Source organism: Massilia sp. 01N417 (genome assembly GCF_056399645.1).
In genome coordinates this window covers 15,733-40,362 of record NZ_JBFTRS010000013.1, presented here as the reverse complement: position 1 = coordinate 40,362, position 24,630 = coordinate 15,733, and the positions used below count along the sequence as shown (strand labels likewise).

23 protein-coding genes and 1 pseudogene are annotated in these 24,630 nt (G+C 66.5%); 7 read left to right on the top strand and 17 right to left on the bottom strand.

Going from position 1 to position 24,630, the window contains the following annotated elements:
• Positions 1 to 33: 33 nt before the first annotated feature.
• A complete protein-coding gene (locus tag AC1DOQ_RS15025) occupies positions 34 to 723 on the top strand; it encodes a VIT1/CCC1 transporter family protein (RefSeq protein ID WP_477365513.1) in 690 nt (229 codons plus the stop codon).
• A gap of 98 nt (positions 724 to 821) precedes the next feature.
• Entirely contained in the window at positions 822 to 1,385 is a 564-nt protein-coding gene (locus AC1DOQ_RS15020; protein ID WP_477365829.1) for a rhomboid family intramembrane serine protease, read from the top strand.
• Between the two features lie 14 nt (positions 1,386 to 1,399).
• Here AC1DOQ_RS15020 and AC1DOQ_RS15015 read toward each other — a convergent pair whose 3' ends face one another.
• From AC1DOQ_RS15015 to AC1DOQ_RS14970, 10 genes are all read right to left on the bottom strand, one after another.
• Positions 1,400 to 2,029 carry a cytochrome b gene (locus AC1DOQ_RS15015; RefSeq protein ID WP_477365510.1) on the bottom strand — a complete coding sequence of 210 codons (630 nt, stop codon included), beginning with the start codon at positions 2,027 to 2,029 and terminating at the stop codon, positions 1,400 to 1,402.
• 48 nt (positions 2,030 to 2,077) lie between these two features.
• A complete protein-coding gene (locus AC1DOQ_RS15010) occupies positions 2,078 to 2,560 on the bottom strand; it encodes a universal stress protein (RefSeq protein WP_442121580.1) in 483 nt (160 codons plus the stop codon).
• Positions 2,561 to 2,576: 16 nt separating this feature from the next.
• Positions 2,577 to 3,611, bottom strand: coding sequence for a zinc-dependent alcohol dehydrogenase family protein (locus AC1DOQ_RS15005; RefSeq protein WP_477365506.1), 1,035 nt, complete (start codon positions 3,609 to 3,611; stop codon positions 2,577 to 2,579).
• Positions 3,612 to 3,622: 11 nt separating this feature from the next.
• Positions 3,623 to 4,063: an Hsp20/alpha crystallin family protein gene (locus tag AC1DOQ_RS15000; RefSeq protein WP_442121578.1), complete on the bottom strand. Its 441-nt coding sequence runs from the start codon at positions 4,061 to 4,063 to the stop codon at positions 3,623 to 3,625.
• 81 nt (positions 4,064 to 4,144) lie between these two features.
• Positions 4,145 to 4,918: a helix-turn-helix domain-containing protein gene (locus AC1DOQ_RS14995; RefSeq protein ID WP_477365502.1), complete on the bottom strand. Its 774-nt coding sequence runs from the start codon at positions 4,916 to 4,918 to the stop codon at positions 4,145 to 4,147.
• Positions 4,919 to 5,040: 122 nt separating this feature from the next.
• A complete protein-coding gene (locus tag AC1DOQ_RS14990) occupies positions 5,041 to 5,685 on the bottom strand; it encodes a response regulator (protein ID WP_477365499.1) in 645 nt (214 codons plus the stop codon).
• The gene (locus tag AC1DOQ_RS14985) at positions 5,675 to 7,159 is read right to left on the bottom strand and encodes a sensor histidine kinase (protein WP_477365496.1); all 1,485 of its coding nucleotides are present in this window, start codon (positions 7,157 to 7,159) and stop codon (positions 5,675 to 5,677) included. Before AC1DOQ_RS14985 ends, AC1DOQ_RS14990 begins: the two co-directional genes overlap by 11 nt.
• A gap of 1 nt (position 7,160) precedes the next feature.
• Positions 7,161 to 7,571, bottom strand: a complete 411-nt coding sequence (locus tag AC1DOQ_RS14980; RefSeq protein WP_442121574.1) for a response regulator — start codon at positions 7,569 to 7,571, stop codon at positions 7,161 to 7,163.
• Complete coding sequence (locus AC1DOQ_RS14975) at positions 7,568 to 9,061, bottom strand: sensor histidine kinase (RefSeq protein ID WP_477365493.1); 1,494 nt, start codon at positions 9,059 to 9,061, stop codon at positions 7,568 to 7,570. Before AC1DOQ_RS14975 ends, AC1DOQ_RS14980 begins: the two co-directional genes overlap by 4 nt.
• Complete coding sequence (locus tag AC1DOQ_RS14970; RefSeq protein ID WP_477365490.1) at positions 9,058 to 9,357, bottom strand: hypothetical protein; 300 nt, start codon at positions 9,355 to 9,357, stop codon at positions 9,058 to 9,060. The genes AC1DOQ_RS14975 and AC1DOQ_RS14970 overlap by 4 nt, the downstream gene beginning before the upstream one ends.
• Positions 9,358 to 9,381: 24 nt before the next feature.
• Here AC1DOQ_RS14970 and AC1DOQ_RS14965 point away from each other — a divergent pair, with 24 nt between their 5' ends.
• Complete coding sequence (locus tag AC1DOQ_RS14965) at positions 9,382 to 10,113, top strand: universal stress protein (RefSeq protein ID WP_477365487.1); 732 nt, start codon at positions 9,382 to 9,384, stop codon at positions 10,111 to 10,113.
• 2 nt (positions 10,114 to 10,115) lie between these two features.
• On the top strand, positions 10,116 to 11,900 hold the full coding sequence (locus AC1DOQ_RS14960) for a PHA/PHB synthase family protein (protein ID WP_477365484.1): 1,785 nt from the start codon (positions 10,116 to 10,118) through the stop codon (positions 11,898 to 11,900).
• Between the two features lie 84 nt (positions 11,901 to 11,984).
• Here AC1DOQ_RS14960 and AC1DOQ_RS14955 read toward each other — a convergent pair.
• A pseudogene (locus AC1DOQ_RS14955) lies at positions 11,985 to 12,494 on the bottom strand (NAD(P)H-dependent oxidoreductase); the annotation flags it as partial.
• Position 12,495: 1 nt separating this feature from the next.
• Positions 12,496 to 15,207, bottom strand: coding sequence for a bifunctional acetate--CoA ligase family protein/GNAT family N-acetyltransferase (locus AC1DOQ_RS14950; protein WP_477365481.1), 2,712 nt, complete (start codon positions 15,205 to 15,207; stop codon positions 12,496 to 12,498).
• Positions 15,208 to 15,356: 149 nt separating this feature from the next.
• Here AC1DOQ_RS14950 and AC1DOQ_RS14945 point away from each other — a divergent pair, with 149 nt between their 5' ends.
• Genes AC1DOQ_RS14945 through AC1DOQ_RS14935 form a run of 3 tightly spaced genes read left to right on the top strand, consistent with a single transcriptional unit; the run spans position 15,357 to position 17,801 of the window.
• Positions 15,357 to 16,193, top strand: a complete 837-nt coding sequence (locus AC1DOQ_RS14945) for a universal stress protein (protein WP_477365478.1) — start codon at positions 15,357 to 15,359, stop codon at positions 16,191 to 16,193.
• Positions 16,194 to 16,215: 22 nt separating this feature from the next.
• Positions 16,216 to 16,674, top strand: a complete 459-nt coding sequence (locus tag AC1DOQ_RS14940) for a hypothetical protein (RefSeq protein ID WP_477365475.1) — start codon at positions 16,216 to 16,218, stop codon at positions 16,672 to 16,674.
• A complete protein-coding gene (locus AC1DOQ_RS14935) occupies positions 16,671 to 17,801 on the top strand; it encodes a GGDEF domain-containing protein (protein ID WP_477365472.1) in 1,131 nt (376 codons plus the stop codon). The genes AC1DOQ_RS14940 and AC1DOQ_RS14935 overlap by 4 nt, the downstream gene beginning before the upstream one ends.
• A 9-nt stretch (positions 17,802 to 17,810) precedes the next feature.
• Here the strand turns inward: AC1DOQ_RS14935 and AC1DOQ_RS14930 are convergent, their stop codons facing one another.
• The 5 genes from AC1DOQ_RS14930 to AC1DOQ_RS14910 are packed head-to-tail and all read right to left on the bottom strand — an operon-like array spanning position 17,811 to position 24,491.
• On the bottom strand, positions 17,811 to 18,794 hold the full coding sequence (locus tag AC1DOQ_RS14930) for a zinc-dependent alcohol dehydrogenase family protein (RefSeq protein ID WP_477365826.1): 984 nt from the start codon (positions 18,792 to 18,794) through the stop codon (positions 17,811 to 17,813).
• 26 nt (positions 18,795 to 18,820) lie between these two features.
• Positions 18,821 to 19,543: an acetoacetyl-CoA reductase gene (gene phbB / locus AC1DOQ_RS14925; protein WP_477365469.1), complete on the bottom strand. Its 723-nt coding sequence runs from the start codon at positions 19,541 to 19,543 to the stop codon at positions 18,821 to 18,823.
• Between the two features lie 16 nt (positions 19,544 to 19,559).
• Complete coding sequence (locus tag AC1DOQ_RS14920) at positions 19,560 to 20,684, bottom strand: ABC transporter permease (RefSeq protein WP_477365466.1); 1,125 nt, start codon at positions 20,682 to 20,684, stop codon at positions 19,560 to 19,562.
• A 1-nt stretch (position 20,685) separates the two neighbouring features.
• On the bottom strand, positions 20,686 to 23,397 hold the full coding sequence (rbbA, locus tag AC1DOQ_RS14915) for a ribosome-associated ATPase/putative transporter RbbA (protein ID WP_477365463.1): 2,712 nt from the start codon (positions 23,395 to 23,397) through the stop codon (positions 20,686 to 20,688).
• The gene (locus AC1DOQ_RS14910; RefSeq protein ID WP_477365823.1) at positions 23,394 to 24,491 is read right to left on the bottom strand and encodes an HlyD family secretion protein; all 1,098 of its coding nucleotides are present in this window, start codon (positions 24,489 to 24,491) and stop codon (positions 23,394 to 23,396) included. The genes rbbA and AC1DOQ_RS14910 overlap by 4 nt, the downstream gene beginning before the upstream one ends.
• Positions 24,492 to 24,630: the final 139 nt, after the last annotated feature.

Here is a 24,630-nt window from a genome sequence, read left to right as displayed (position 1 = left end):
CATGCACACTCATCATCAGGAAGGCGGGCTGCAATGAGGCACAAAGAATCGCACCGGATGGAACACCTCGGCTGGCTGCGTGCAGCTGTGCTTGGAGCGAACGACGGCATGATCTCGACCGCCAGCCTGCTTGTCGGCATTGCCGCGGCCCAGGCTTCGCACGGCAGCATGCTGCTGACGGGCTTTGCCAGTCTGGTGGCCGGCAGCATGTCGATGGCCACCGGCGAATATGTCTCGGTCGCCTCCCAGGCCGACACGGAAAAGGCTGCCATCAGGCAGGAAACGGCCGAGCTGGCGCATGACGGCGAAGCCGAACACCGCGAGCTGGCTGCGATCTATATGCAGCGAGGCCTGGACCAGGATCTGGCTCGTCGGGTTGCGACCCAGCTCATGGCGCACGACGCGCTCGGTGCGCATACCCGCGACGAACTGGGAATCCATGCATCCACGCAAGCGCGTCCGCTGCAGGCGGCACTCGCGTCGGCGCTGAGCTTCGCCGTCGGGGCAGCGATGCCGCTGGCGATCACGGCCTTCACCCCGGCCAGGTTGCTGGTTGCCGTGCTGGTGGCGGCCACCCTGGCCGGGCTTGCCTGCCTCGGGGCGCTCGCCGCGAAGACCGGTGGCGCACCAGCCCTGCCGGCCGCGATCCGCGTCACCTGCTGGAGCGCGCTTGCGATGGGCTCGACGATTGCCATCGGCAGCATATTCAAGGTCGGCATTTGAGACGGAAGCCACAATCTCCCTGCTTGGTTACCTTATCTTGGAGCGTCTTCCAACATCAGCGCAACATCGGGCCCGTCTTTACAAAAAGCGCCATGTCGATCGTTTCCATTCTGATTTTTGCCAATGTGACTGCCTTTATCCTGCAGTCGAACCTGGAACCTGAACTGGCGGCTAGTCTCGCCCTATGGCCGCTGGGCAGCGGGTTCACGCCATGGCAACTCGTCAGTTATGCCTTCCTCCACGCGAACGCCGGTCACCTCGCTGTCAACATGTTAGGCTTGTGGATGTTCGGGCGCGACGTGGAGGCACTGCTGGGTGGGGCGACCATGTTGAAACTCTATGTCGTGAGCCTGCTGAGTGCAGGCGTGACGCAGCTAGTGGTGGCCTATGCCAGCGATACCCACTATCCGACGGTAGGCGCCTCGGGTGGCGTCTTCGGCATTCTCCTGGCGTATGCCATGTATTTCCCGCGGCGTATCGTGGTCTTGTTGTTCCCTCCCATTCCCATGCCCGCGTGGCTGTTTATCAGCCTGTATGCAGTGCTCGAACTCGCGCTCGGCGTCATGGGAACGGATGCCGGGGTCGCGCATTTCGCCCACCTCGGCGGCATGGCCGGTGCATTCTTTGTGCTGCGCCGCATGGACCGACCGTCACGTCCTTGATGGCGCGCCGGGGGTCAGTCGCTGGCCTGCCGGTCCATTTGTCGCGTTGCGCCTCTTCGCGCACCAGCTTTCGCCGCGGGCAGCATCCGCAGCAAAGTACCGTCGTGCCGAACCAGATGGTGATATAGCGCCGCGGCGGCATGCAATCCGACCAGCCAAAGGAGTACCCACATCGCGGTCGAGTGGATATCGCCGGCCTCGTTCGCCCAGGCAGCGCCCGGTGCCGCGAGTGCCGGCAATGGAACGAGACCAAACAGGCTGACCGGAAGGCGGTGCGCGGACGCGGATGCCCACCCCAGGAACGGCCCCACCAGCAGGATCAAATAGAACACCTGGTGGGTGGCCTTGGCCGCCAGCCGCTCCCATGGCGGGGCGTCGTGAACTTCCAGCGGAACAGGATGGATCAGCCGGTGGACGAACCTTGCCGCCATGACGATCAAAATGAGAACACCGACGGAAAAATGCAGGTCGATCACATCGCTTGGCTGGGTATTGCGGCCGATGTGCGGCAGCACGAAAGCGCTCGTGAACTGAACCGTCAAAAGCAGGACGATCGTCCAATGCAGGCCTTTCGCTGCCGGTGAATATGCTTGTCCGTTGACGCTATCTTTCATGATTTTCACTCGCAGGATTTTTTCGTCCACCTTAACACGGAACCGGTGCACTGTTCAGTTTCTGACTCGTGTCGTTCATTATGCGGAAATATCGCTAAACTCCGGCTTGGTGGTCTCCCTGGGGTCGCGCAATACCAGCACCGGAATCGCCGAACACGCCAATACCTGCTGCGCAACACTGCCGGCGTAAGACCGGTCCAGCGCGGAGGGACCGTGGTAACCCATGAAGATCAGGTCGCACCGATAGTCCTCCGCCGTCCTTACGATCTCCGGCCCCGGCGATGAGGCAAGCTTGATCAGGGTCTCGCATGCGACGCCACCGGCCTTCGCAATGCGCGCCACCGTATCGACATGCGCGCGTGCCGCTTTCAGGGCAAGTTCGATAGCGGCCTCCACCTCGCGCGTGGATGCCGCTGCCGGGGCCAGCGAAAATTGCGGCTGCGCCACCGAGACCGCCACGATCCGCCCGCCGCCGTCATGCGCCAGCAGCACCGCCATCTGGGCGGCCCGGACCGCCACGTCCGAACCGTCCGTTGCGACACATATGTTCTCGATAATCATGATCGCCCCTTTGCACTCAGACCTCGATGATGACTTTCATCGCATGGGTTTCGGCCGCCCGCCCGAAGGTGTCATAGGCCTTGTCCATCTCCTCGAGACGGAAGCGGTGGGTCACCAGCGAAGCCGGCTCCAGCTTGTGCGCCGTGACCGCTTTCAGCAGCTGGGGCGTGGTCACCGTGTCCACGAGGCGTGTCGTGATCGTGATGTTATGCGACCACAGGCGCTCGAGATGTAGATCGACCTTGGTTCCGTGCACGCCCACGTTCGCGATGGTGCCGCCGGGCGCCACCAGCTCCTCGCAGAGCTCGAAACTGGCCGGGATGCCGACCGCCTCGATGACGACATCGGCGCCCCGTCCTTCGGTCAGGGACTTGACCTGCGCCACGGTGCCTTCCTCCGGCGACAGGACGTGGCTTGCGCCGAAGCGCCGGGCGATCTCGAGGCGATGTTTGTCCGGGTCGATCATGACGATGATGGCGGGAGCAAAGAACTGGGCCGTCATCAGTGCCGCCAGGCCGATCGGACCGGAACCGACGATGGCGACGCTGCAGCCTGGCTGCACCTTGCCGTTGAGGACACCGCATTCGAACCCGGTCGGCAGGATGTCGCTGAGCATGGTCAGCGCTTCTTCATCGGCTCCCGCAGGAATGTGGTGAAGGCTGAAGTCGGCGTGCGGGATACGCACGTATTCGGCCTGGGTGCCGTCGATCCGGTTGCCGAGTATCCAGCCGCCATCGACGCAATGCGAATACATCCCCTTCCGGCAGTACTCGCAGCGGCCGCACGAGGTGATGCACGAGATCAGGACATGGTTACCCGGCCGGAAGCCGCTGACAGCACCGCCGACCGCTTCGATGATCCCGACGCCTTCGTGGCCGAGGATCGTACCGGGCTGGCAGCTCGGCACATCGCCCTTCAGGATGTGCAGGTCGGTGCCGCAGATGGTGGTTCGCGTCAGGCGTACGATGGCATCGCCCGCCTGCTGGATGGCGGGCTTCGGCCGTTCTTCCAGCATCCTGGCGCCCGGTCCCTTGTAGACTAGCGCTCGCATGGCGGCTGTCCTCAATGGACTTTGAGCCGATGCGTACCCGCCTGTGCCTTCTTCGGCAAGGTGAGCTTGAGGACGCCGTTTTCGTAGCGTGCCTCGGCCTTGCCATCGTCGACCGGGCATTGCAGCGTGAAGGCGCGGTACTGCTGTCCCCAGTGGCGCTCGCTGCGCACCGTGTTGCCCTTCTTCTCTTCGCTCTCGTGCTTGCGCTCGGCGGAGATGGTGACCTGGTTGCCGTCGATCTGAACCTTGATGTCTTCCTTCTTGACGCCCGGGATATCGGCCGTAATGGCGTAGGCCTGGTCGGTCTCCTCGACGTCCAGCCGGATCGATGGGACCTCCTGCTGCAACAGTCCCGGCCGGCCGAATTCGCGGAGCAGTTCGTCGAACCCGCGGGCCGAACCGAATGGCATCAGGTCGGCAAACGGTTCGAATGGGGTGAGATGATTTGCCATGATGGATTCTCCCTTGAGAGGTGCCGATGCGATGGGGTAAGCGGCAGGCGTGGCACCGGCGGAGCACGCCTGCGCGATGTCTCAGGCGATGCTGTCCTCGTGGGTGCCGGCAGCCAGCGCCTCGAGTCGCCGCATGTCGAGGATCTCGAGTTCCCGGCGCTCCAGTCGGATCAGCCCCTGTTCGCGGAAGCGCGCAAGCAGCCGGCTCACGGTTTCCAGCTTGAGTCCCAGGTAGCGCGCCATGTCGTCGCGGGACATGCGCAGCTGGAATCGGCGCGGCGAGAAGCCGCGCATGGCATAGCGTGCCGACAGGTTCAGCATCAGGCTGGCCATGCGCTCGTCCGCGCGCAGGATGCCGAGAAAGCGGATCGCCGACTGGTCGCGCAGGATTTCCTGGCTCATCGTCCGGTGGAAGTGGTCCATCACCTGCGGGATCTCCGCCATAATCTGCCGCAGCCGGGCATAGGAAATCTCGCACACCTCGCTGTCCTCGAGCGCGATCGCGGTACTCGCATGCTCGCCGTTACCGATCGCGTCCATGCCGAGCAGGTCGCCGGCCATCTGGAATCCGGTGATGTAGCGCTCGCCGCGGTGGTCGCAGCGGCAGGTCATGAAGTGGCCGAAGCGGACCGCGAACAGATTCGCAAAGGGTTGGCCGACACGGAACAGCACATCGCCGCGCCCGAGCCGCCGGCGGCAGCCGATCACGCCTTCCAGCCGGGCCAGGTCATGGTCGCTCAAGCCGAATGGAAGGCATAAGCTGCGGTATGCACAGCGTCCGCATTTGCCGCCGGCATCGATGTCGTTCCCGTCCAGCCTGGCGGCGGGAGCGATCCGGTATGTCTGTTCAGTCATCGCCTGTTCCTTGCATGTTCTGACAACCATGCAGGCAGTATCGGACTGGATCGGGGCCGCCGGCAGCGCGCAATCCGTCAGGATGCGGTCAGGGCCGCCCGACATCGGACGTAGGGTTTCACCTACTGGATCAAACCGTGCTCGAGCGCGTAGCGGGTCAGTTCGGCGTTGCTCGTCATGCCCATCTTGTCGAGGATGCGGGCGCGGTAGGTAGTGACCGTATTGGGGCTCAGGTGCAAACGCTCGCCGATCTGGACCAGTGCTTCGCCTTGCGCGATCAGCTTGAAGACTTCGAGTTCGCGGTTCGACAAGCTGTCATGGCCGGCCGCATGATCGTCGCCGCTGACCAGCGCGGCCAGCTTATCCACCAGGGATGGGCTGACATATTTATGGCCGGTTGCGGCGCGCCGGACGGCTTCGATCAGCACGGCCGTTGGCGCATCCTTGGTCAGATAGCCGGCAGCCCCCTGCTTCAGGGCGCGCACCGCGTAGATCTCTTCCGCATAGGTGCTCAGCATCAGCACCGCCATGCCCGGACGCAGGCTACGCAGCTGCCGCAGCAGGTCCAGGCCGTTCATGCCGGGCATGGTAATGTCGAGCAGGGCCACGTCGAAAGCCTGGTGCCGCACCAGTTCGAGCGCTTTCTGGCCGTCGGCGGCCTCGCCGGTCACCTCGATGTCGCCGGCCGTTCCGAGCATCAGGCGTACGCCGTTACGGGCAATGGCATGGTCGTCGACCAGCAGCACGGTAATGGGATCAAGCGACATGATGGGCTTCCATCGGTACCTGTAGCGTCACGACCGTGCCGCCTCCCGGGCGCGGCGCGACGGTCAGCTCCCCGCCAAGGCTGCGCGAGCGCTCCTGCATGCCGAGGATCCCCCACGAGGTGCCGGCCGGCGATCCATCCGCCGCGGCGATGCCACGCCCGTCGTCCTCGATCGTGACGGTCATCCTGCCGTTCGCACAGCTGACCGCGAGCCGCATTCTTCTTGCGGCGGCATGCCGCTGGATGTTCGTCATCGCTTCCTGCACGATCCGGAACAGCATGATGCTGGCGTCGGGATCCATGGCGATCGCCGCCGCGGCGGGTTCGATCTCGCAACGGCACTCGAGGCCGGTGCGCTGTGCGATCCTTGCACTGTACCACTCCAGCGCCGCCCAGATACCCAGCTGGTCCAGTACGCTGGGACGCAGTTCGGTGATCACGCGCCGGACCGTATCGATGGCATCCTGCGCCAGCGCGGACGCCTCTCCCAACAGGGGATCCACTCCCTGTCCCGCTTGCGCCCGGCGTTCGCCGATGACCGAAATGTAGGCTTTGATGCCGGTGAGCAGACCACCGAGCTCGTCATGGACCTCGCGCGCGATCCGCTGGCGTTCGCCTTCCCTGATCCTTTCCTGGTACGCCGCCAGCCGCCTGAGTTCGTCGCGGGCTTCGGTCAGCCTCTGCTCCACCAGCTTGTTGGCGGTAATGTCGATCAAAGTACCCTGCATGAACAGGGCTTGTCCCGCTTCGTCGTACACGATGCCGGCCTGGTCGCGGAACCACAACGGCTCCCCGCTACGCGTACGCAGGCGATACTCCAGCCGCAACGGCAGGCCGGTACGCCGGCAACGCAGGATTTCGGCAAGCAAGCCTTCCCGCTCATCAGGCAACATGCTGGCCGCATACAGTCCGGGGTCGGCCAGCCATTCTTCCGGCGTATAGCCCAGGAGCCGGATTTGCGGACTAATGTAGTGCAGGCGGTCGGGACGGTCCTTCGCGACGATGTAGCTGATCGCCTGGATCTGCTCGACGAGGGTACGGAACCTGGCCTCCGCCTGGCGCTTCTCCTTCACCAGGCGCCGTTCGCGCTGCAGGCGCTCGATCGTCGCCGGTACCAGTTCGAGATAAGCCCCCTCGGCGTCCTTGACCAGGTAGTCGCGGGCACCGCGGCGCATCGCTTCGATGGCGATGGCGGCGCTGTCCGCCCCGGTGAGCATCAGTACCGGAATGGTGCGCACGGCCTCCTCGGGGTCGGCCCTGAGCCGGTCCAGGAACTCGAATCCGGACAGGTCGGGCAGGCGGTAGTCGAGCAGGATGCAATCCGGCCGCATGCTCGCCGCCAATGCCAGCCCCTGCTCGCCGCCTTCCGCCTCCACCAGGCGGAAGCGTCCCGCGGGATTTCCGGCCAGCCGCCGCCGGCATGCCATGCGGTCGACCACGTCGTCCTCGACGAGCAAGACAAGAATCGTGTTCATCTCAGGGAGACTCGCTCATGGTCCAGTACCGGTCGATCGAACGCATGACCTCGACGAAGCGGCGATAGTCCACGGACTTGGTCATGTAGCCAGCGATGCCGAGGTCGAAGCTGCGCGCCTTGTCTTCCTGTTCTTCCGAAGTCGTCAGCACCACGGTCGGGATACCGCGCAGGCGCGTGTCGCGCTTGACGTTTTCCAGGAATTCGATGCCGTTCATGACCGGCATGTTCAGGTCGAGCAGTACGAGACAGGGTTGTTCGGCGCTGTTGCGCAGCCACGCCAGTCCTTCTTCGCCGTTCTCGCGCACCACGAGCGGATTGGTGACATGGATTTCCTTGAGCGCGCGCCGGGTGGTGAGAACGTCGACCTGGTCGTCCTCGATCAGCAGTATCGGCCTGAGGGATGATTTCATCGATTTTCCAGTGACTCCAGTGACGCATTGCGATGCATTTTCGGGATCGTGAAGTAGAAGGTACTGCCTTCGCCCAGGATCGACTCGACCCAGACCCGCCCTCCAAGCATCTCGACGATCTTCTTCACCAGGGCCAGTCCCACGCCGGTGCTTTCGACCCGGTCGCGCGGGGCCAGGGTCTGGAACAACTGGAAGATGCGCTCGAAATGGCGGCGGTCGATGCCGGGGCCATTGTCCGCCACCTCGAAGCGCCAGCAATCGTCTTCCTCGACGCAGGTCACGGCGATCATCCCTGCGGGCTTGTCCATGTACTTGATGGCGTTCGAGATCAGGTTGTGGAAGACCTGGCGGATACGGGTTGGTTCGGTCCAGAGCGTGGGCATGCCGGCAGCCACCGTGACCACGATCGACGGCGGCGGCGCCAGCAGGTCCACGACCTCGGCCACCGCCATGTTCAGGTCGACCATGCGCAGGGTGCCACCTTCCCGCCCCAGGCGCGAATACTGGAGGATGCCGTCGATCAGTCCCCCCATCCTGTGAACCCGGCTGATCAGGAGCCGCATGTGCTCGCGGCCTTCGTCATCGAAGCGGTCGGCATAGTCGGTGGCCAGCCAGTCGGCGAGCGCACCGATCGCGCGCAGGGGGGCCTTCAGGTCGTGCGATACGACATAGGCGAAATTGCCCAGTTCCTCGTTGGCGGCACGCAGTTCCTGCAGGAGTGCGGCCGCCTGCCTTTCGCTGTCCTTGCGTGCGGTGATGTCGCGCACCAGTCCGGTGAACATGCGTGCGTCGCCGATCCGCATTTCGGTCACCGCGAGCTCCATCGGAAACACGGCACCATCCTTGCGCAAGCCATGGACCTCGCGGCCGCTGCCGATGATCCGCCGTTCGCCGGTACGGATGTAATGGCGCAGGTAGCCGTCGTGGCGCTCGCRGTCCGGCGAAGGCATCAGGACCGAGACATTACGTCCGGCGAGCTCGGCTTCCTCATAGCCGAACATGCGCTCGGCGGCCGGATTGACGCGCTCGATCAGGCCGCGCTGGTCGATCGTGATGATGCCGTCCGCCGCGGTCTCGAACACCGCGCGCATGCGTGCCTCACTGTCGCGCAGGCCCTGCTCGGCGCTCGACCTGGCGCGCACGTCGTGGATGGTCGCCAGTGTCAGCGCCATGCCGTCGTCGTGAAGTGGCGAGAGGCTGACCTCGACCGGGAACTCATTGCCGGCCTGGTCGACTGCCGTGAAACGTCCGTTGCCCATGGCCCGCCCCGGACTCCCATGGCTGCGCAGGACCGCATGCCGCCTCCGCAGCTCCGCAGGAACCAGGATTTCGACCGGCTCCCCGATCAGCTCTTCGAGCGGCCATCCGAACAGCGCCGCAAGCGGCGGGTTCGCCCTCACGATGACGCCGGCGGCATCGCACACCAGCATGGGATCGCGGGCCGCCGTCAGAAGCCAGTCAAGACGCGTGTCGATGTGATCGGAATTCATGGCTGCCATGTCAATACACGAACTCGGCCATCATAAAGAATATTTTGCTCAGTATCAAAGACTTTGAGCTGATTTTGGAAGCCACTGACAAAAGTTAGCCCGTTTTTGATCTCCGTCAAGTCAAAGCCTGACGCCGGCAACATCCGGTAATACAGTGGCGTTGACGGTATCCGTCCCACCATTGAACACGTCACTGAAAGGAAGCCGAAATGTACAAGACCATCATAGTGCATGTCGACGGCAGCCCCCACCAGCAAGGCCGCCTGCACGCTGCGGCCCAATTGGCGCTTGCCCACGATGCCCACCTGATTGGCAGCGCCATGACGGGGATGTCATGGGTCGATTTTGCTCTCCTGACCGGATCGATGGGGGCGCCGATGATGCAGAACAGCGACTTCCAGGGATTGCGGGACGCCGCCAGCCAGCGTCTCGAAGCGTTCGCGGAACAGGCCCGCCACCTGGGCCTTACCTCGCTCGAAACACGCCTGGTCGAGGACGATCCGCGCTTCGCACTCCTGATGCAGTCGCGCTACGCCGACCTGACGGTGCTCAGCCAGGATACCGACCAGGATCCCGTTCTCCCCGTGCGTATCCGCGGCCTGCCCGAGCACGTGACCCTGCACGGAGCGCGCCCGGTGCTGGTGGTCCCCGAAACCTGGCGCGACCAACCCATCCCGGGAACCGCCGTGGTCGGCTGGGACGGCAGCATGCAGGCGATCCGGGCCATCGATGGCGCCATACCGCTGCTGCAGCGAGCCGCCAGCGTGAAACTGGTGCTGATCAACCCCGACGAGCTGTCCGAACTGCATGGCGAGGAACCGGGAGCCGACATGGCGCTCTACCTGGCCCGCCAGGCCGTGCAGGTCGACGTTCTCGTGGAACGCACCCGTTCCACCACCGGCGACGCCCTGATATCGATCGCCCGTACGAGCGGTGCCGGCCTGCTGGTGGCCGGTGCCTACGGACACAGCCGCTACCGCGAATGGATTCTGGGCGGCGTTACCCGCGAGCTGCTGCAGCGCTCTCCCGTTCCTTTGCTGCTCGCGCACTGACGATGGCGCCCCAGTCCCTTGCGGCACCGGCGGCGAATGCCAGGCGCGAAGCCAGCGCATGGCAGGGTGGCGGCAGGCCGCGCTACCCGGAGGCGAGCGTCGAGCATGCTTCCGCCGACCTGGTGCTGAATGCCTGGCTGGGCCGAATGACCGCCTGGATCTCCCCCGCGGCCCTGGCCGGCGCCTGGCAGGACTGGGCAAGCCACCTGCTGCTGTCGCCCGACAAGCAAGCAGAATTGCTCCTGCAGGGGTTTTCCGGCCTGCAGTGCTGGCTGCAGTACAGCACCGGTGCCATGGTCGGAGATTCGACCAGTCCTGTACAGCCCCTGGCCCAGGACAAGCGATTCTCGGATCCTGCCTGGCGGGCCTGGCCATATAACCAGATCAGCCAGTCCTTTCTGTTAACCCAGCAATGGTGGCACCGCGCCACGAGTTCGGTGCGCGGCGTGTCGCCGCATCATACGGATGTCGTGACCTTCGTTGCGCGCCAGCTGCTGGACTGTGTCGCGCCGTCCAACTTCGTCGCCACGAATCCGGTCGTGCAGCAGGCCACAGCCGCCAGTGGCGGCTGGAACCTGATCCACGGCGCCGTTCGTGCCGCCGCAGACGCCCGACGCGCCCTTGTCGGCGGCACGCCGCCGGCCGGCCCGCGTCCCGGCCGCGAGCTTGCGCTAACCCCAGGCAAGGTCGTCATGCGCAACCGCCTGATCGAGCTGCTGCGCTACGACCCGGCCACGCCGTCGGTACACGCGCTGCCGCTGCTGGTCGTGCCGGCCTGGATCATGAAGTATTACATCCTCGACCTGTCGCCGCATAACTCCCTGGTTCGCTACCTGGTCGAGCTGGGCCATACGGTCTATATGATTTCCTGGAAAAATCCCGGTCCCGAAGATCGCGATCTATCCATGGAAGACTACAGGCGCCTCGGCGTGATGGAAGCGCTCGACACCATCATCCAGCAGACCGGCGCACCGAAAGTGAATGCCTGCGGCTACTGCCTCGGCGGGACCCTGCTGGCGATCGCGGCCGCAGCAATGGCGCGCGACGGTGACGAACGGCTGGCAAGCATGACCCTGCTGGCTGCCCAGGTCGACTTCACGGAGCCTGGCGAGCTGTCGCTGTTCATCGACGACAGCGAAGTGGCCTTTCTGGAAGCCGCGATGTGGCAGCAGGGCTACCTCGACACGCGCCAGATGGCCGGCGCTTTCCAGCTTCTGCGGTCGAACGACCTGATCTGGTCGCGGCGCCTGCGCCACTATTTCCTCGATCTTCCGGACCAGAACAGCGACCTGGCCGCATGGAATGCGGATGCCACCCGCATGCCCTACCGCATGCATTCCCAGTATCTGCGCCAGCTGTTCCTGAAGAACCGCCTGGCCAGCGCCCGCTACATCGTCGATGGACGCCCGGTATCCCTCACCGACATCCACATCCCCATCTTCGCGGTCGGCACGCTCACCGACCACGTGGCGCCCTGGCACTCGGTCTACAAGATCGTTCCACTGAGCGACACCGAGGTCACCTTCCTGCTGACCACGGGCGGGCACAATGCAGGTGTCGTGTCGCCGCCCGGCACTCCGGGGCGCAGCTACCAGATGGCAGCCCATGCACAGGATGCGCCCTATGTCGACCCCGACAGATGGCAGGCGCTGAACGAATACCAGGACGGCAGCTGGTGGCCGGCATGGGAGTCCTGGCTGGCGCGCCGGGCAGGTCCGATGACGTCGGCGCCGCCTCCCGTCCTCAGCCTCGGGGCCGCGCCCGGAAGCTATGTGCTGGCGCCTTGAACCTGTCTTGGATGCCGACTCGCCCAAGCGCCTCAGTCTGGAACACCAGAGCGCCACCTGTTCCGGTGTGAGGGCGCCGGCGCCGCCCACCAGCGTGGTATGCACGGGGGAGATTCCCGCGAAGCGCAAGATGTTGCGCCTCATGAGACGTACGCCATGGGCACCGTAGAACCACCGGTACAGGCTGGCCGGCATTCCCATGCTGACCACCACGCGCGCGCTGCGGCCCCGCAGCAGGCCGGCACGCAGGGGATTGCGCGCGGCCGGATCGATCGCGAAGCCGGGCCGTGCCACCTGTTCCAGGAAACCTTTAAGCATCGCCGGCATGTCGCCGAGCCACAAGGGGTAGAACAGCGCGAGGTGCTGCGCGTGCCGGATCGCTTCCTGGGCCGCGGCCACCTCGGGCATGGGTGCCTGGTGCTGCCAATCCTCTACGCTGTCGAGCAGTGGCAGGCGCAGGCGTGCCGGTTCGATCCGGTCGACGGCATGGCCGGCGGCAATCGCGCCGTCGGCATAGGCATCGGCAAGCGCATGGCACAGGTGCTGGCGGCGGCAATCCGGATGTCCCTGGATGATGAGAATCGCCTTGTTCACCTCAGCCTCCCGTTCCGGATGCCAGCTGCAGATTCATCACGACCGTGCCGTCGTCTGCGGCACGTACGTCGAAGCCGCAGCGCCGTGCCAGCCCGTGCATGCGGACGTTATCGGCCAGCGCGGCGCCGCGCAACCGGACAAGGCCGTGCTCGCGGCAATAATCGATCAGGCAGTCCATCAGCAGGCCGCCCAGGCCCTGGCCCTTCAGCGCCGAGCGTATGGCGATGGCGAACTCGCCTTCCACATCGTCGGGATCGATCACGACCCGCACCACGCCCAGCGTTTCGTCGCGGCCGTCTTGCGGCCGGGTGGCGATGAAGGCCATTTCACGCGCATAGTCGATCTGGGTGAAACGCGCCAGCTGGGCTGCCGGCAGCTCCCGCATCGCACCGAACATCCTGAAATGCACGTCTTCCGGACTCAGCGCGTGGAAGAATTCCTGGTGCGCCGGCGCATCTTCGGGTCGTATCGGACGCAGGGTCAGCGTTCCCAGGGGCGTTTCGACCTGCCGCTCCAGGCGGTCCGGATAAGGCAGGATCGCCAGCCTGGCCAGCGGATCCTGCCCTGGCGGCACGGGCGCGAGCCGCATGCGCGCATCCAGCGCGATCACGCCGTCGGCGCCCGCCAGCAGGGGATTGATGTCGAGCTCGGCCAGCTCCGGCAAGTCCGCGATCATCTGGCCGATCCTTACCAGCACATCGTAGAGTGCCTCCATGTCGGCCGCAGGGTAATCGCGAAAGCCCGCCAGCAGGCGCGCGATCCGGGTACGCCCGACGAGGTCCGCGGCCAGTATGCGGTTCAAGGGCGGCAGCGCGATCGCCTGGTCGCCCGTCACCTCGACCGCAACGCCGCCCTGGCCGAACAGGACGACCGGCCCGAACAGGGGATCCGTGCTGACGCCGGCGATGAGTTCATGGGCCCGCGGCCGCCTCGCCATCGCCTGTACCGTGAAGCCGTCCAGGCGCGCTTCCGGCAGGAGATGGCGTACCCGCGCGAGCATGGCCGCGGCGGCACCTTCGAGGGCTGGTCCATCGGCGAGGTCGAGCGCCACACCGCCGACATCGCTCTTGTGCGCGATGTCCGGCGAAAGAATCTTCAGCGCCACCGGATAGCCGATCCGGCCGGCCGCCCGCACTGCCTCCACCGGATCGGACACCACCTCGGTCCGCACCACCGGGATGCCATAGGCGGCGAGAATCGCCTTGGCGTCGGCTTCGCCGACCCTGGCGCTTCCCTGGGCCAGGAGCGCCTCGACGCGGCCCCGGGCAGCCCGGCGGTCCGGCGGCACCATGGTCCCGGCCGCGGGAACCTGCATCAGCAGTTGTTGGTTGCGCTGATAGGCAAGCAGCTGCAGGAAGCCGCGCACGGCTTCTTCCGGCGTATCGAACACCGGCAGGCCGGCGTCCGCACACAAGCCGCGCGCCTGCTCGACGCTGGCGCCGCCCATCCAGCAGCACAGCACCGGACGCCTGGCTGCGCGCAGCAGCGGCAACAGCGCGCGCGCGATGGCGTCGCTCGGCACGATGGCGGTCGGAGCATGAATCAGGAGCACGGCGTCGGCGCCGGGCTCTTCGAGCAGGGCTGCCAGTGCCAGCCGGTAGCGCTCCACCGGCGCGTCACCGATGACGTCGACCGGGTTGCCCCGTGACCAGGTCGGGGGCAGATCCATCGAAAGACGCTCCAGGGTCGCGGTCCCCAGCCGGGCAAGCTGCCCTCCCCCCTCGATCAGGGCATCGGTCGCCATCACGCCGGGGCCACCCCCGTTCGTCAGGATCGCCAGGCGCGGCCCTGACGGCCGGCGCGGCTGGGACAGCATCGCGGCCGCATCGAAGAGTTCCTCGGTGGTATGGACCCTCAACATGCCGGCACGGCGGATCGCGGCGTCGTAGACGAGGTCGGAACCGGCAAGCGCGCCGGTGTGGCTGAACGCCGCATGCGCCGCCTCGGCGACCCTGCCTGCTTTCACGATCACAACCGGCTTGGCGCGCGCGGCGCGGCGTGCCGCCGACATGAACTTGCGGGCCTGACGTACGCTCTCCGCATACAGCAGGATGGCATCGGTACCGTTGTCGTCCGCCAGGTAATCCAGCAGGTCGCCGAAGTCGACGTCGCTGCCGTCGCCGAGCGACACGAAACAGGAGAACCCGATCCGGCGGGCTCGCGCCCAATCCAGCACCGCGGTTACCAGCGCACCCGACTGCGCCACGAAGGCAATCCGTCCCGGCAGCGCCGCCACCGGGGCGAAGCTGGCATTCAGCGCGCTGCCGGGGACCAGCAGGCCGACGCAGTTCGGTCCGAGCAGGCGCAGCAGATGCGGCCGGGCAGCGTCCAGCATGGCCTGGCGCAGGCTGCGGCCATCGCCACCCGTGGCATCGAGCCCGGCGCTGAGTACGACCGCGGCACGGCAACCGAGCCGGCCGAGGCTGGCGACGATTGCCGGCACCGTCGCGGCAGGGGTGCAGATGACCGCCAGTTCCGGCGCTCCCGGCAGGTCGGCGGCGTCACGAACCACCGGCAGACCCTCGAGCCGCCGGTGCCTGGGATTGACGGGCCAGATCGGGCCGGGAAAGCCTGCACTGACGAGGTTGGCCAGAACCGTAGCGCCGACGCTGCCAGGCCGGTTCGAAGCGCCTATCACCGCGATGGATTGCGGACGAAAGAAATACTCGAGGTTGCGTATGCTCATCTTGGCGTCTCGTTCCGATTCGTTCATGTTCCGCAAAGCCTAGCGGGATCGACCGCCAAATTTTTGACTCAAGTCAAAATATGACTAGTTAATTGTGCTAAAGCCGCCTTCGTCGTAGACATGCACAATGCCTCGGATTAGGCTCGACCTTGTGCACTTCCCCACCGGAGCAGCCCATGAGCTACAAGTCGATCCTCGTGCATGTCGACCTTGGCGACGGCGCGCCCTCGCGCATCCATTGCGCGGCGCTTCTTGCGCGTCGGTTCGGCGCCCACCTGATCGGCGCGGCAACGACGGGTATCTCGCGTTTCCTGCCGCCGGAAGTACTGGCTGCCGGCCGCGGCCCGCTTGCCGCGCGCTGCCAGACCTTGCGCGCCGAAGCCCTGCAGGCGCTCGACCGCTTCTCTCTGCTGGCGCGACAGGAAGACGTCTCGTCTTTCGAAGCAAGGCTGATCGACGACGATGCCGACGGCGGCCTGCCGCTCGCCGCACGTTATTGCAATCTTGCCGTGCTCGGACAACCCGACCGCATGGTGATCGATCCCCTGAGCCCGACCGACCTGCCGGAACGGGTGTTGCTGGAAGGAGGACATCCGGCGCTGGTCATGCCCGGCTCGAGATATTCTCCTCGCCTCGATGGCGAGGTCGTGGTTGCCTGGGACGGCAGCGCCGGCGCGATGCGCGCGGTGGCCGCCGCCCTGCCACTCCTCAGGCAGGCGCGTCATGCCACCGTGCTGGGGATCGGCACCCAGCTCCCCGCGACCTGTCTCGAGCACGAAGCATGCACGGCGCTTGCGGCCTGGCTGGAACGGCACGGTGTCACTGCCGACACCTGCCGCAAAACTCGGTCCGACGACCCCGGCATGTCGATCCTGGCGGCAGCGGTCGATGCCGATGCGGACCTGATCGTCATGGGTGCGTACGGGCACTCACGCGTGCGCGAAGCCTTGACCGAAGGGATCACGACAACGGTATTACGCTGGGCTCATCTTCCGGTGTTTCTTTCCCACTAGCGAGCATTTCAGGCAAGCCATCATGATCCTGTCCACCAGCACCCACAGGGTACGTCCCGTTCGCGCCGCCCTGCGGCACCTGCACACGGAACTCGTCTTCCAGATCCGAGAGATCATGAAGCAGCCGGACGCCGCTTTCGTCCGCGGGTTTCCTTCGATGGTCGCCGCTGTCGAAGCCGGGCTGCGCCACGAGGAGCTGCTGCTCGAACTGCTGGGAGACCGTCACTTGCACGAACGGCGGGCCGAAAACGCGATGATCCTGTGCTCCCTGCACCGGGTCGCGTCGCGAGTCGAACGCGGAGATGCAGAGACGGGCCGGCAGATCGCCGCAGCTCTCGCGGTCGTGCTCTCGCTGCATCGCCTGTCGGCGGTACTGGCACGTGCCGGCATGCCTCGCCCGTTACGCCTGCGCTGCCGTTTCGCCGCCGAACGCAAGGACGCCATTCCGGCGCGGCTACGACAGCCGCGGCGCCGGCGATGAACAAGGCAGACGAAGCGCTGGCGCTGGCGCCGGCGCCGCCATCACACGCCACGCTGCCGTCGCCGCTCGACCTGTCGCGCCTGTTCGAGCGCCGCTCCGACCGCTACCTGAGACGTCTGCTACCGGGCTTCTGCGCGGTGTTCGGCATTGCCGTGCTGGGCGCCGGCTTGTGGAGCTATCTCCTCGGAACGGGACAATCGCCTGGCAGCCTGGTCATACGGCTGGCGCTGGTCGCCACCGCGTCCTTCACTTACCGGATGCCCCGTTCCGGTCCCTCCCCGACCGGCCGCGCGTCTTTCGTTTATTTCCTCCATGCCGTGGCGCTTGCCGTCAGCGTCCATCCCTTGGGAGATGGAGTACTGGAAGCGATGCCGACCCTCTTCTTCTGGATGGTGGCCGCCGGCCTGCTGGAGCCGCGCCCGAGGCAATGCCTGCGGATACTCGCATCTCCCGCACTGTTGTATGGCGCTCTCGGCGCCTTGATGCTGCCCTCCGCGGCCGCGTTCGCCATCTGGATCGCGTGCATTGCGGCGCCCGCGCTGGCCATCATGCTCGGCATGGCGTCCCTTCGCGTCCGCCGCGAAGCGTGGCTGCGCGAACGAAAACTTCTGAGCGCATGCCGCTACGACAACCTGAGCGGCGCGCTGTCACGCGCTTACCTGACCGAACTGGCCCGGCACGACCTGTCGCTGGCGCAGCGCCATGGCCATGCCCTCGCCGTCGCGATGCTCGATATCGATCATTTCAAGCGCGTCAACGATACCTACGGCCATGCCGCGGGAGACGCCGTGATCCGCGCCCTCGTCGCCACCTGCATGAATACCTTGCGTGCCAGCGATTACGTCGGCCGAGTCGGCGGAGAAGAATTCGTCTGCGTCCTGCCCGAGGCTGGGGCGGAAGAAGCGGCCGTGTGCGCGGAGCGCATCCGCGAGACCTTCGCCGGCCAGCAGATTCCCGGCGCACCATCCGAATTGCGCTGCACCGTCAGCATCGGGATCAGCGTCTGCCGCGACCGATGTGACTGGGAAACGCTGCTGCGCGAGGCCGACGGCGCCCTGTACGGCGCCAAGGGGGCCGGACGCAACCGCGTCGTCGTGGCCGGACACCAGCATCACCAGGCGGCCTGAGGTTTCGCCTTACGGCACCAGCACCGCGGCACCGTCTATCCTCCCGCCGCGCAGATCGTCCAGGGCCTGGTTTGCCGCGGCCAGCGGGTAGACCACGACACTCGTCTTCAGTTGCCCGTCGCTGACGCGGGAAAGGAAGGCTGCGCCATCCGCGCGGGTCAAGTTCGCCACCGAGCGCACGCAACGCTCGCCCCATAGCAGGGAGTAAGGAAATCCCGGGATATCGCTCATATGGATACCGGCGCACACGACGGTGCCCCCCCTGGCGGTTGACGCCAGCGCCTGCGGCACGAGCTCCCCCGCCGGCGCGAACAGGATGGCGGCGTCGAGTTCTTCGGGAGGCGCGTCATTCGCCCCTCCCGCCCATCGGGCGCCGAGCGAACGCGCGAACGCCTGGGAGCGCGCATCGCCCGGACGGGTAAAGGCCATGACTTCGCGGCCGTCCTGGATGGCAAGCTGAGCGACCAGATGCGCCGCGGCGCCAAAGCCATACAAACCCAGCCTCCGCCCCAGACCGGCCATGGCGTAGGCGCGGTAGCCGATCAGACCGGCGCACAGCAGCGGCGCGACATGCCGGTCGTCGTAGGCATCCGGCAAGCCGAAGCAGAAGCGCTCGTCCGCCAGCGTGAAGCCGGCAAATCCGCCATCGCGGTCGTAGCCGGTGAAACGGGCCTTGGCGCACAGGTTCTCCCGCCCGCCGAGGCAATACGCACATTCGCCGCAGGCTCCGGCCAGCCAAGGTACGCCTACCCGTTGTCCGGGGCGCCAGCGCGAGGCCAGTGGGCCGCAGGCGGCCACCACCCCGGCGATCTCGTGACCGGGAACCAGCGGAAGGCGGTGCGGCGGCAGCTCGCCGTCGACCACATGCAGGTCGGTCCGGCAAACCGCGCAGGCAGCGACGCGGATCAGGATATCGTAGCCATGCGGCATCGACACCGGACGGCGTTCCTGCCGGAGCGCCTTGCCGGGAGCGTCGAGCACCATCGCCGTCATCGAGGCATCCATGCCGGTAACTCCGCTCAGGCCATGTACTGGCCACCATTGACGTCGAAGGTCGCGCCGGTGACGAAACCGGCCGCCTCGTCCGCCAGGAAGGCCACCAGGCGCGCCACGTCCCCGGGTTCGCCCAGCCGCCCGACAGGGATGCCGGCCACGATGGATTGCAGCATGTCCGGTCGCACCGCGGCCACCATCGCGGTATCGCAATACCCGGGCGCCACCGCGTTGACGGTGATGTTGCGGGAAGCATTCTCCAGCGCCAGCGAACGGGTGAAGCCCAGGATGCCGGCTTTCGCCGCCGCGTAATTCGACTGCCCGGCCTGCCCCTTGCGCCCGTTGATCGAGCTGATGTTGACGATGCGGCCGTAGCGCCGTTCGCGCATGTCCTCGATCACCTGGCGCGTCACGTTGTACATCGACCCCAGGTTGGTGCGCAGGACATCCCACCACTGGGCCTCGCTCATCTTGTGGAACGCCGCATCCGCCGTGATGCCGGCGTTGTTGACCAGGATCTCGACCGGTCCCAGGCGTTCGCGGATCCGCGCGACACCGGCCCGGCAGGCCTCGAAGTCGGCGACATCCCAGTACTCGACCGGAATCCCGCACTCCTCTTCCATCCGCTGCGCCTCCAGCCCTTCGCCGCGGCAGGTGGCGACCACCCGGCAGCCGCGATCGCGCAACGCCAGCGCGATCGCCTTGCCGAGTCCGCGCGTGCCTCCGGTGACCAATGCAAGCCTTTCCATATGCCTTCTCCTCTGCTTATTGACGGATTGCCGCTCCAAATCTCGCCAGCGCTATCCCGAACAGAGCGGCGCCGATCGCCGCCAGCGCCAGGAAGCGTGGCCATACGACGTCGAGGCCGACGCCCCTGAACAGGACCGCCTGGCTGAATTCGACGAAATGGGTGGTCGGGGCGAGCAGCATCAGCTGGCGCAACCCATAGGGAATGCTCTCGCGCGGCGTGGTCGCGCCCGACAGCATCTGCAGCGGCAGCAGGACCAGGACCACCAGGATGCCGAACTGCGGCATGCTGCGCGCCAGGGTCGCCAACAGGATGCCCAGCGAAGTCACCGCGAACAGGTGGAGCGCCGCCCCGGCAAGGAACAGCGTCACCGAGCCGCCGATCTGCACGTGCAGCAGGCCTTTGACGATACCCAGCAGGGCGACCAGCGCGGCCAGCAGCACCACCGCCGCCATCGACCACAGCTTGGCAAGCATGATTTCGAGCGGCCGTACCGGCATCACCAGCAGGTGCTCGACGGTCCCGTGTTCGCGCTCGCGGATCAGCGCGGCCCCGGTCAGGATGACCGACAGCATCGTGATGTTGTTGACCATTTCCGCCAGGCCACCGAACCATGAAGGCGCCAGCGCCGGATTGAAGCGGGCACGCACCGACAGCTCGACGGGAGGCGGGGATTCCAGCCGTACCCGCTGCTGGAAGACCGCGATTTCGCCGAGGGCGATCTGCTGAACGTAGCTGCTGCCGGTAAAAGCCTGGCTCATCCGTGTGGCGTCGACGTTCAGCTGCAGTTCCGCCGGCCGGCCGGCAAGCACGTCGCGCTGGAAGCCGGCCGGTATCACCAGCACGAAGGTCGCGCGTCCGCGGTCGAGCCGCGCATCGGCCTCCTCCAGCGTGATCTGCTCGGGCGGCATGAATTGCGGGGGCACGAAGGCGGCGCGCAGGCGCGCGGACAATTGGGACTGGTCTTCGTCGACGATCGCGAGGGCGGCGCGGCTCAAGGTGTCCGGCTGGGCGGTGGCGGCGATGTACACGCCGGCCGTAAAGGTGTACAGGATCAGCAGCAGCATCACCGGGTCACGCGCCAGGCTCCACCATTCCTTGATGCCAAGCCACCATATCTTGCGGAACGAGACGGCGGCCATGCTAGCGCTCCTGCTTCGGCAAGGCCAGCACCGCAAGGCCAAGGATGACCGGCACCGCGATGGCCAGGGCCAGGTAATCCGGCGCCAGGCCGGCAATCCCAAGCGCCTTGCCAAATATTCCCCGGCTGATGGTCAGCATGTGCGATGCCGGATACGCCTCCCCAAGCGCACGTCCGATGCCTTCCAGCGCGACCACTGGATTGATCAGTCCAGAATACTGGATCGCGGGGATCATGGTGCCGATCATCGTGAAAAAGAGTGCTGCGATCTGGCTGCGCGTAAAGCTGGACGCGAGGAGACCGATGCCGGTCGAGCAGATGCAGTACAGGAACGCTGCCGCAGCCAGGGCCGGGAAGCTGCCTTTCAAGGGCACCCGGAAGATCGTCACCGCCATCAGGACCATCAGCAGGAAATTCACCATCGCCAGCACCACATAGGGTGCCTGCTTCCCGAGCAGGAATTCGCTGCGCCGCACCGGCGTGACATACAGGTTGACGATCGAGCCCATTTCCTTCTCGCGCACCACGGCCAGCGCGGCCTGCATCGCCGGCAGCATGAGAAGGAGCAAGGCCATGATGCCGGGCACCATCGCAGGCAGGCTGCGCACGTCGGGGTTGTAGCGGAAACGCGTTTCGATGCCGACAGCGGACGGCATACTCTCCGCGCCCGATGCCGCTGCCCGGCTGCGCAGCCATTCCTGGTGCATGCCGAGCAGATAGCCCTGCACGGTCTCGGCGCGCACCGGCATGGCGCCATCGATCCAGGCCCCGATCTGCGCCGGCCGACCGCGCTCGACCGCGCGTGCAAAGCCCGGCGGAATCTCGATCGCCAGCGCCAGTTCGCCGGCGCGCATCCTGGCATCCATGTCCTCGTAGCCGGCCAGCGCGGGCCGTTCGATGAAATAGCGGGACCCGGCCAGGTTCAGCGCATAGTCGCGGCTCAGGCTGGTCCCGTCGCGGTCCAGCACCGCGAAGCGCAGGTCTTCCACGTCCAGGTTGATGCCGTAGCCGATCACGACCATGAGCAACAGCGAACCGAACATCGCCAGGCTGGCGCGCACCGGATCGCGCCGCAGTTCGAGTGCTTCGCGCCAGGCGTAACTGCTCGCGCGCCGCAGCCAGCCGCCGCGCGCGGCCAGGCCGGCTTCCGGCAGCTTCGGCGGCCCCTGCACTTCGCCTGGCGCGGCATCGCGCAGCCAGCCGGTAAACGCCTCCTCCAGGCTGGCGGCGCCGCGTTCCCGCCGCAATGCGTCGGGCGTGCCGGTGGCCAGTACCCGACCGGCATGCATCAGGGCCACGCGATCGCAGCGCTCGGCCTCGTTCATGAAATGGGTGGAAATAAAAATCGTCACGCCATCCCTGCGCGACAAGGCAAACAACGCCTCCCAGAACCGGTCGCGCGCGATCGGGTCGACGCCGGAGGTGGGTTCGTCCAGGATCAACAGCTCGGGTTCATGCACCATGGCCACCGCCAGCGACAGGCGCTGGCGCACCCCCAGCGGCAACTTGGCCGGCAGGATGTCGAGCAAGGCTTCGAGGCCGAAACGGGTGGCGAGCGCAGCGCAGCGCGCCTCCGCCAGCGCTTCGCCGAGGTCGAACAGCCGCGCATGCAGCATCAGGTTCTGGCGCACGGTCAGCTCCTGGTACAGTGAAAAGCCCTGCGACATGTAGCCGACCCGCCGGCGCGCCTCGACGCCGTCCGCACCCGTCTCCTCGCCGAACAGCCTGGCTGTGCCGGCGGTCGCCGGCAACAGTCCTGTCAGCATCTTCATCGTCGTGGTCTTGCCGCAGCCGTTCGAGCCGATGAAACCGAAGATCTCGCCGCGCGTGATGCGAAAGCTGACATCCTTCACGGCGTCGAAGTCGCCGAAACGCCGCGACAGCCGATCGGCTTCGATGACAAGCGCGCCGCCGGTCACCGGCTGGCGCGGCTGCGGACCCTGGGCACGATAGCCGGCGCGGCGCTCCGCCGGCAGCAAGGCTACGAAAGCCGCTTCGAGACTGACGCCGCCGCCTTTTTCGAGAAGCGCCGCCGGCGTGCCGCTGGCCAGTACGCGCCCGCCGTCCAGCGCTACCAGCCAGTCGCAGCGGCTCGCCTCTTCCATGTAGGCGGTTGCCACCAGCACGCTGAGGCCTGGGCGCGCCTGCCGGATGGCGCCGATCAGCTCCCAGAACTGGCTGCGCGACAACGGATCGACACCTGTGGTGGGTTCGTCCAGGATCAGCAGGTCCGGATCGTGCACGAGCGCACAGCACAAACCCAGTTTCTGCTTCATTCCGCCCGACAGCTGGCCGGCCGGGCGCCCTAGGAAGGGCAACAGCCCGGTGCTTGCTGCCAGCAGGTCGATCCGCGCGCGCCGCTCCCTGCCGCCGATGCCGAACAGTCGCGCGAAGAATTGCAGGTTTTCCTCCACCGTCAGGCTCGGATACAGGTTGCGGCCGAGGCCCTGGGGCATGTAGGCAATCCTTGGACAGACGATGGCGCGGTAGCGGGCGTCGGCCATGTCGCCGCCAAGCACCTCCACCCTGCCCTCGGCAATGCGGCGCGCCCCGGCAACCGTTGCAAGCAGACTCGACTTGCCGACGCCATCGGGACCGATCAGGGCTGTCATCCCGCCCGCGGGCAGTTCGAGATCGACCCGGTCCAGGGCCGTCACGCGGCCATAGCGCAGGCTGAGGCCGGCAAGCCGGGCAGCCGGCGCCGCGTCTCTCATGGCGAGCCCCTCAGCGCCAGCGCGGCCGGCCAGGGACGCTTGGGATCGAGACGGATCCAGGCGACGCCGGGCACGCCGGCCTTGACCTGGTCGGCATGGCGCTCCAGAAGCCGCCGGTCGACCTGGGCTTTTACCCGGAACATCAACTTCTGCCTTTCGCTGGCGGTCTCGACGGACTTGGGCGTGAATTGCGCGCTGCTCGCGACGTAGCTGACGGTGGCCGGGACCACGAAGTCCGGCGCCGCGTCCAGCACCAGGCGGACCTCGGTACCGAGCGCGACACGGCCGGCGGCCTCCTCTGGAATGAAGAAGGTCATGTAGACATCCGTCAAGTCGATCAGGTTCAGCACCTTGCCTCCCGCGCCCAGCACTTCGCCGGCCTGGGCCACGCGATACTGGACGCGGCCGGCGCGCGGCGCCAGCAGATCCTCGTCGCGCAGGTCGGCATCGATCCGCGCGGTCGTGGCGACGGCGGCTTCGATCGCGGAGCGGCCCTGCACCACCTGGGCCCGGGCAGCCGCCACGGCCGCGCCTGCCGCATCGACCTGTGCGCGCGCCGCCATCAGCGTGGCGCGCACCGCGTCGGCGCGGGCGCGGTCGTCGTCCAGCTCCTGCTGCGATGTGGCGCCGGCCTGGGCCAGAACGGTCGACCGTGCGAGTCTCCGTCGCGCGGCATCCAGTTCGCTCTCGCGCTGCGCCACCAGCGCAGCCGCTGCCGCCAGGTCGCTCCGGCGCATCGCCAGCTGCGCCTGCGCACCGGCCACGGCGTCGCGGGCCTGTTGCTCCCGCGCCAGCGACTCGCTCTTCTGCGCATGCAGGGAGCCGGCATCCATGCGCGCCAGCAGCTGGCCTGCTTTTACCGGATCGCCTTCGTCGACCAGGACGTCGACGACCCGGCCCGGCAATCTGGTGGCGATGTCGACTTCCACCGCCTCGATCCTGCCGTTGCCGCTGACAAATCCGGGCCCCGGGCCCTGCTGGCGCGACAGCTTCCACGCCTGGGCGCCGCCAATGGCCAGCACAAGCACGGCCGCAGCCGCGACGAGGCGCTTGACGAGCCTCTTGTTCGTCGTTGCGGGAGCGTTGCCCGGCATGTCTCGCAGCGGGCTCTCGGGAGTTCGAAGTTCCATTGGCGAGGCCGACGTTTCCTGAATACTTCGCACTATAGAAGTGAGGCGAGGCGGCCATGTATGACCTACGTCAAATTGTTCGTGATGAATGGATTTTTGATCT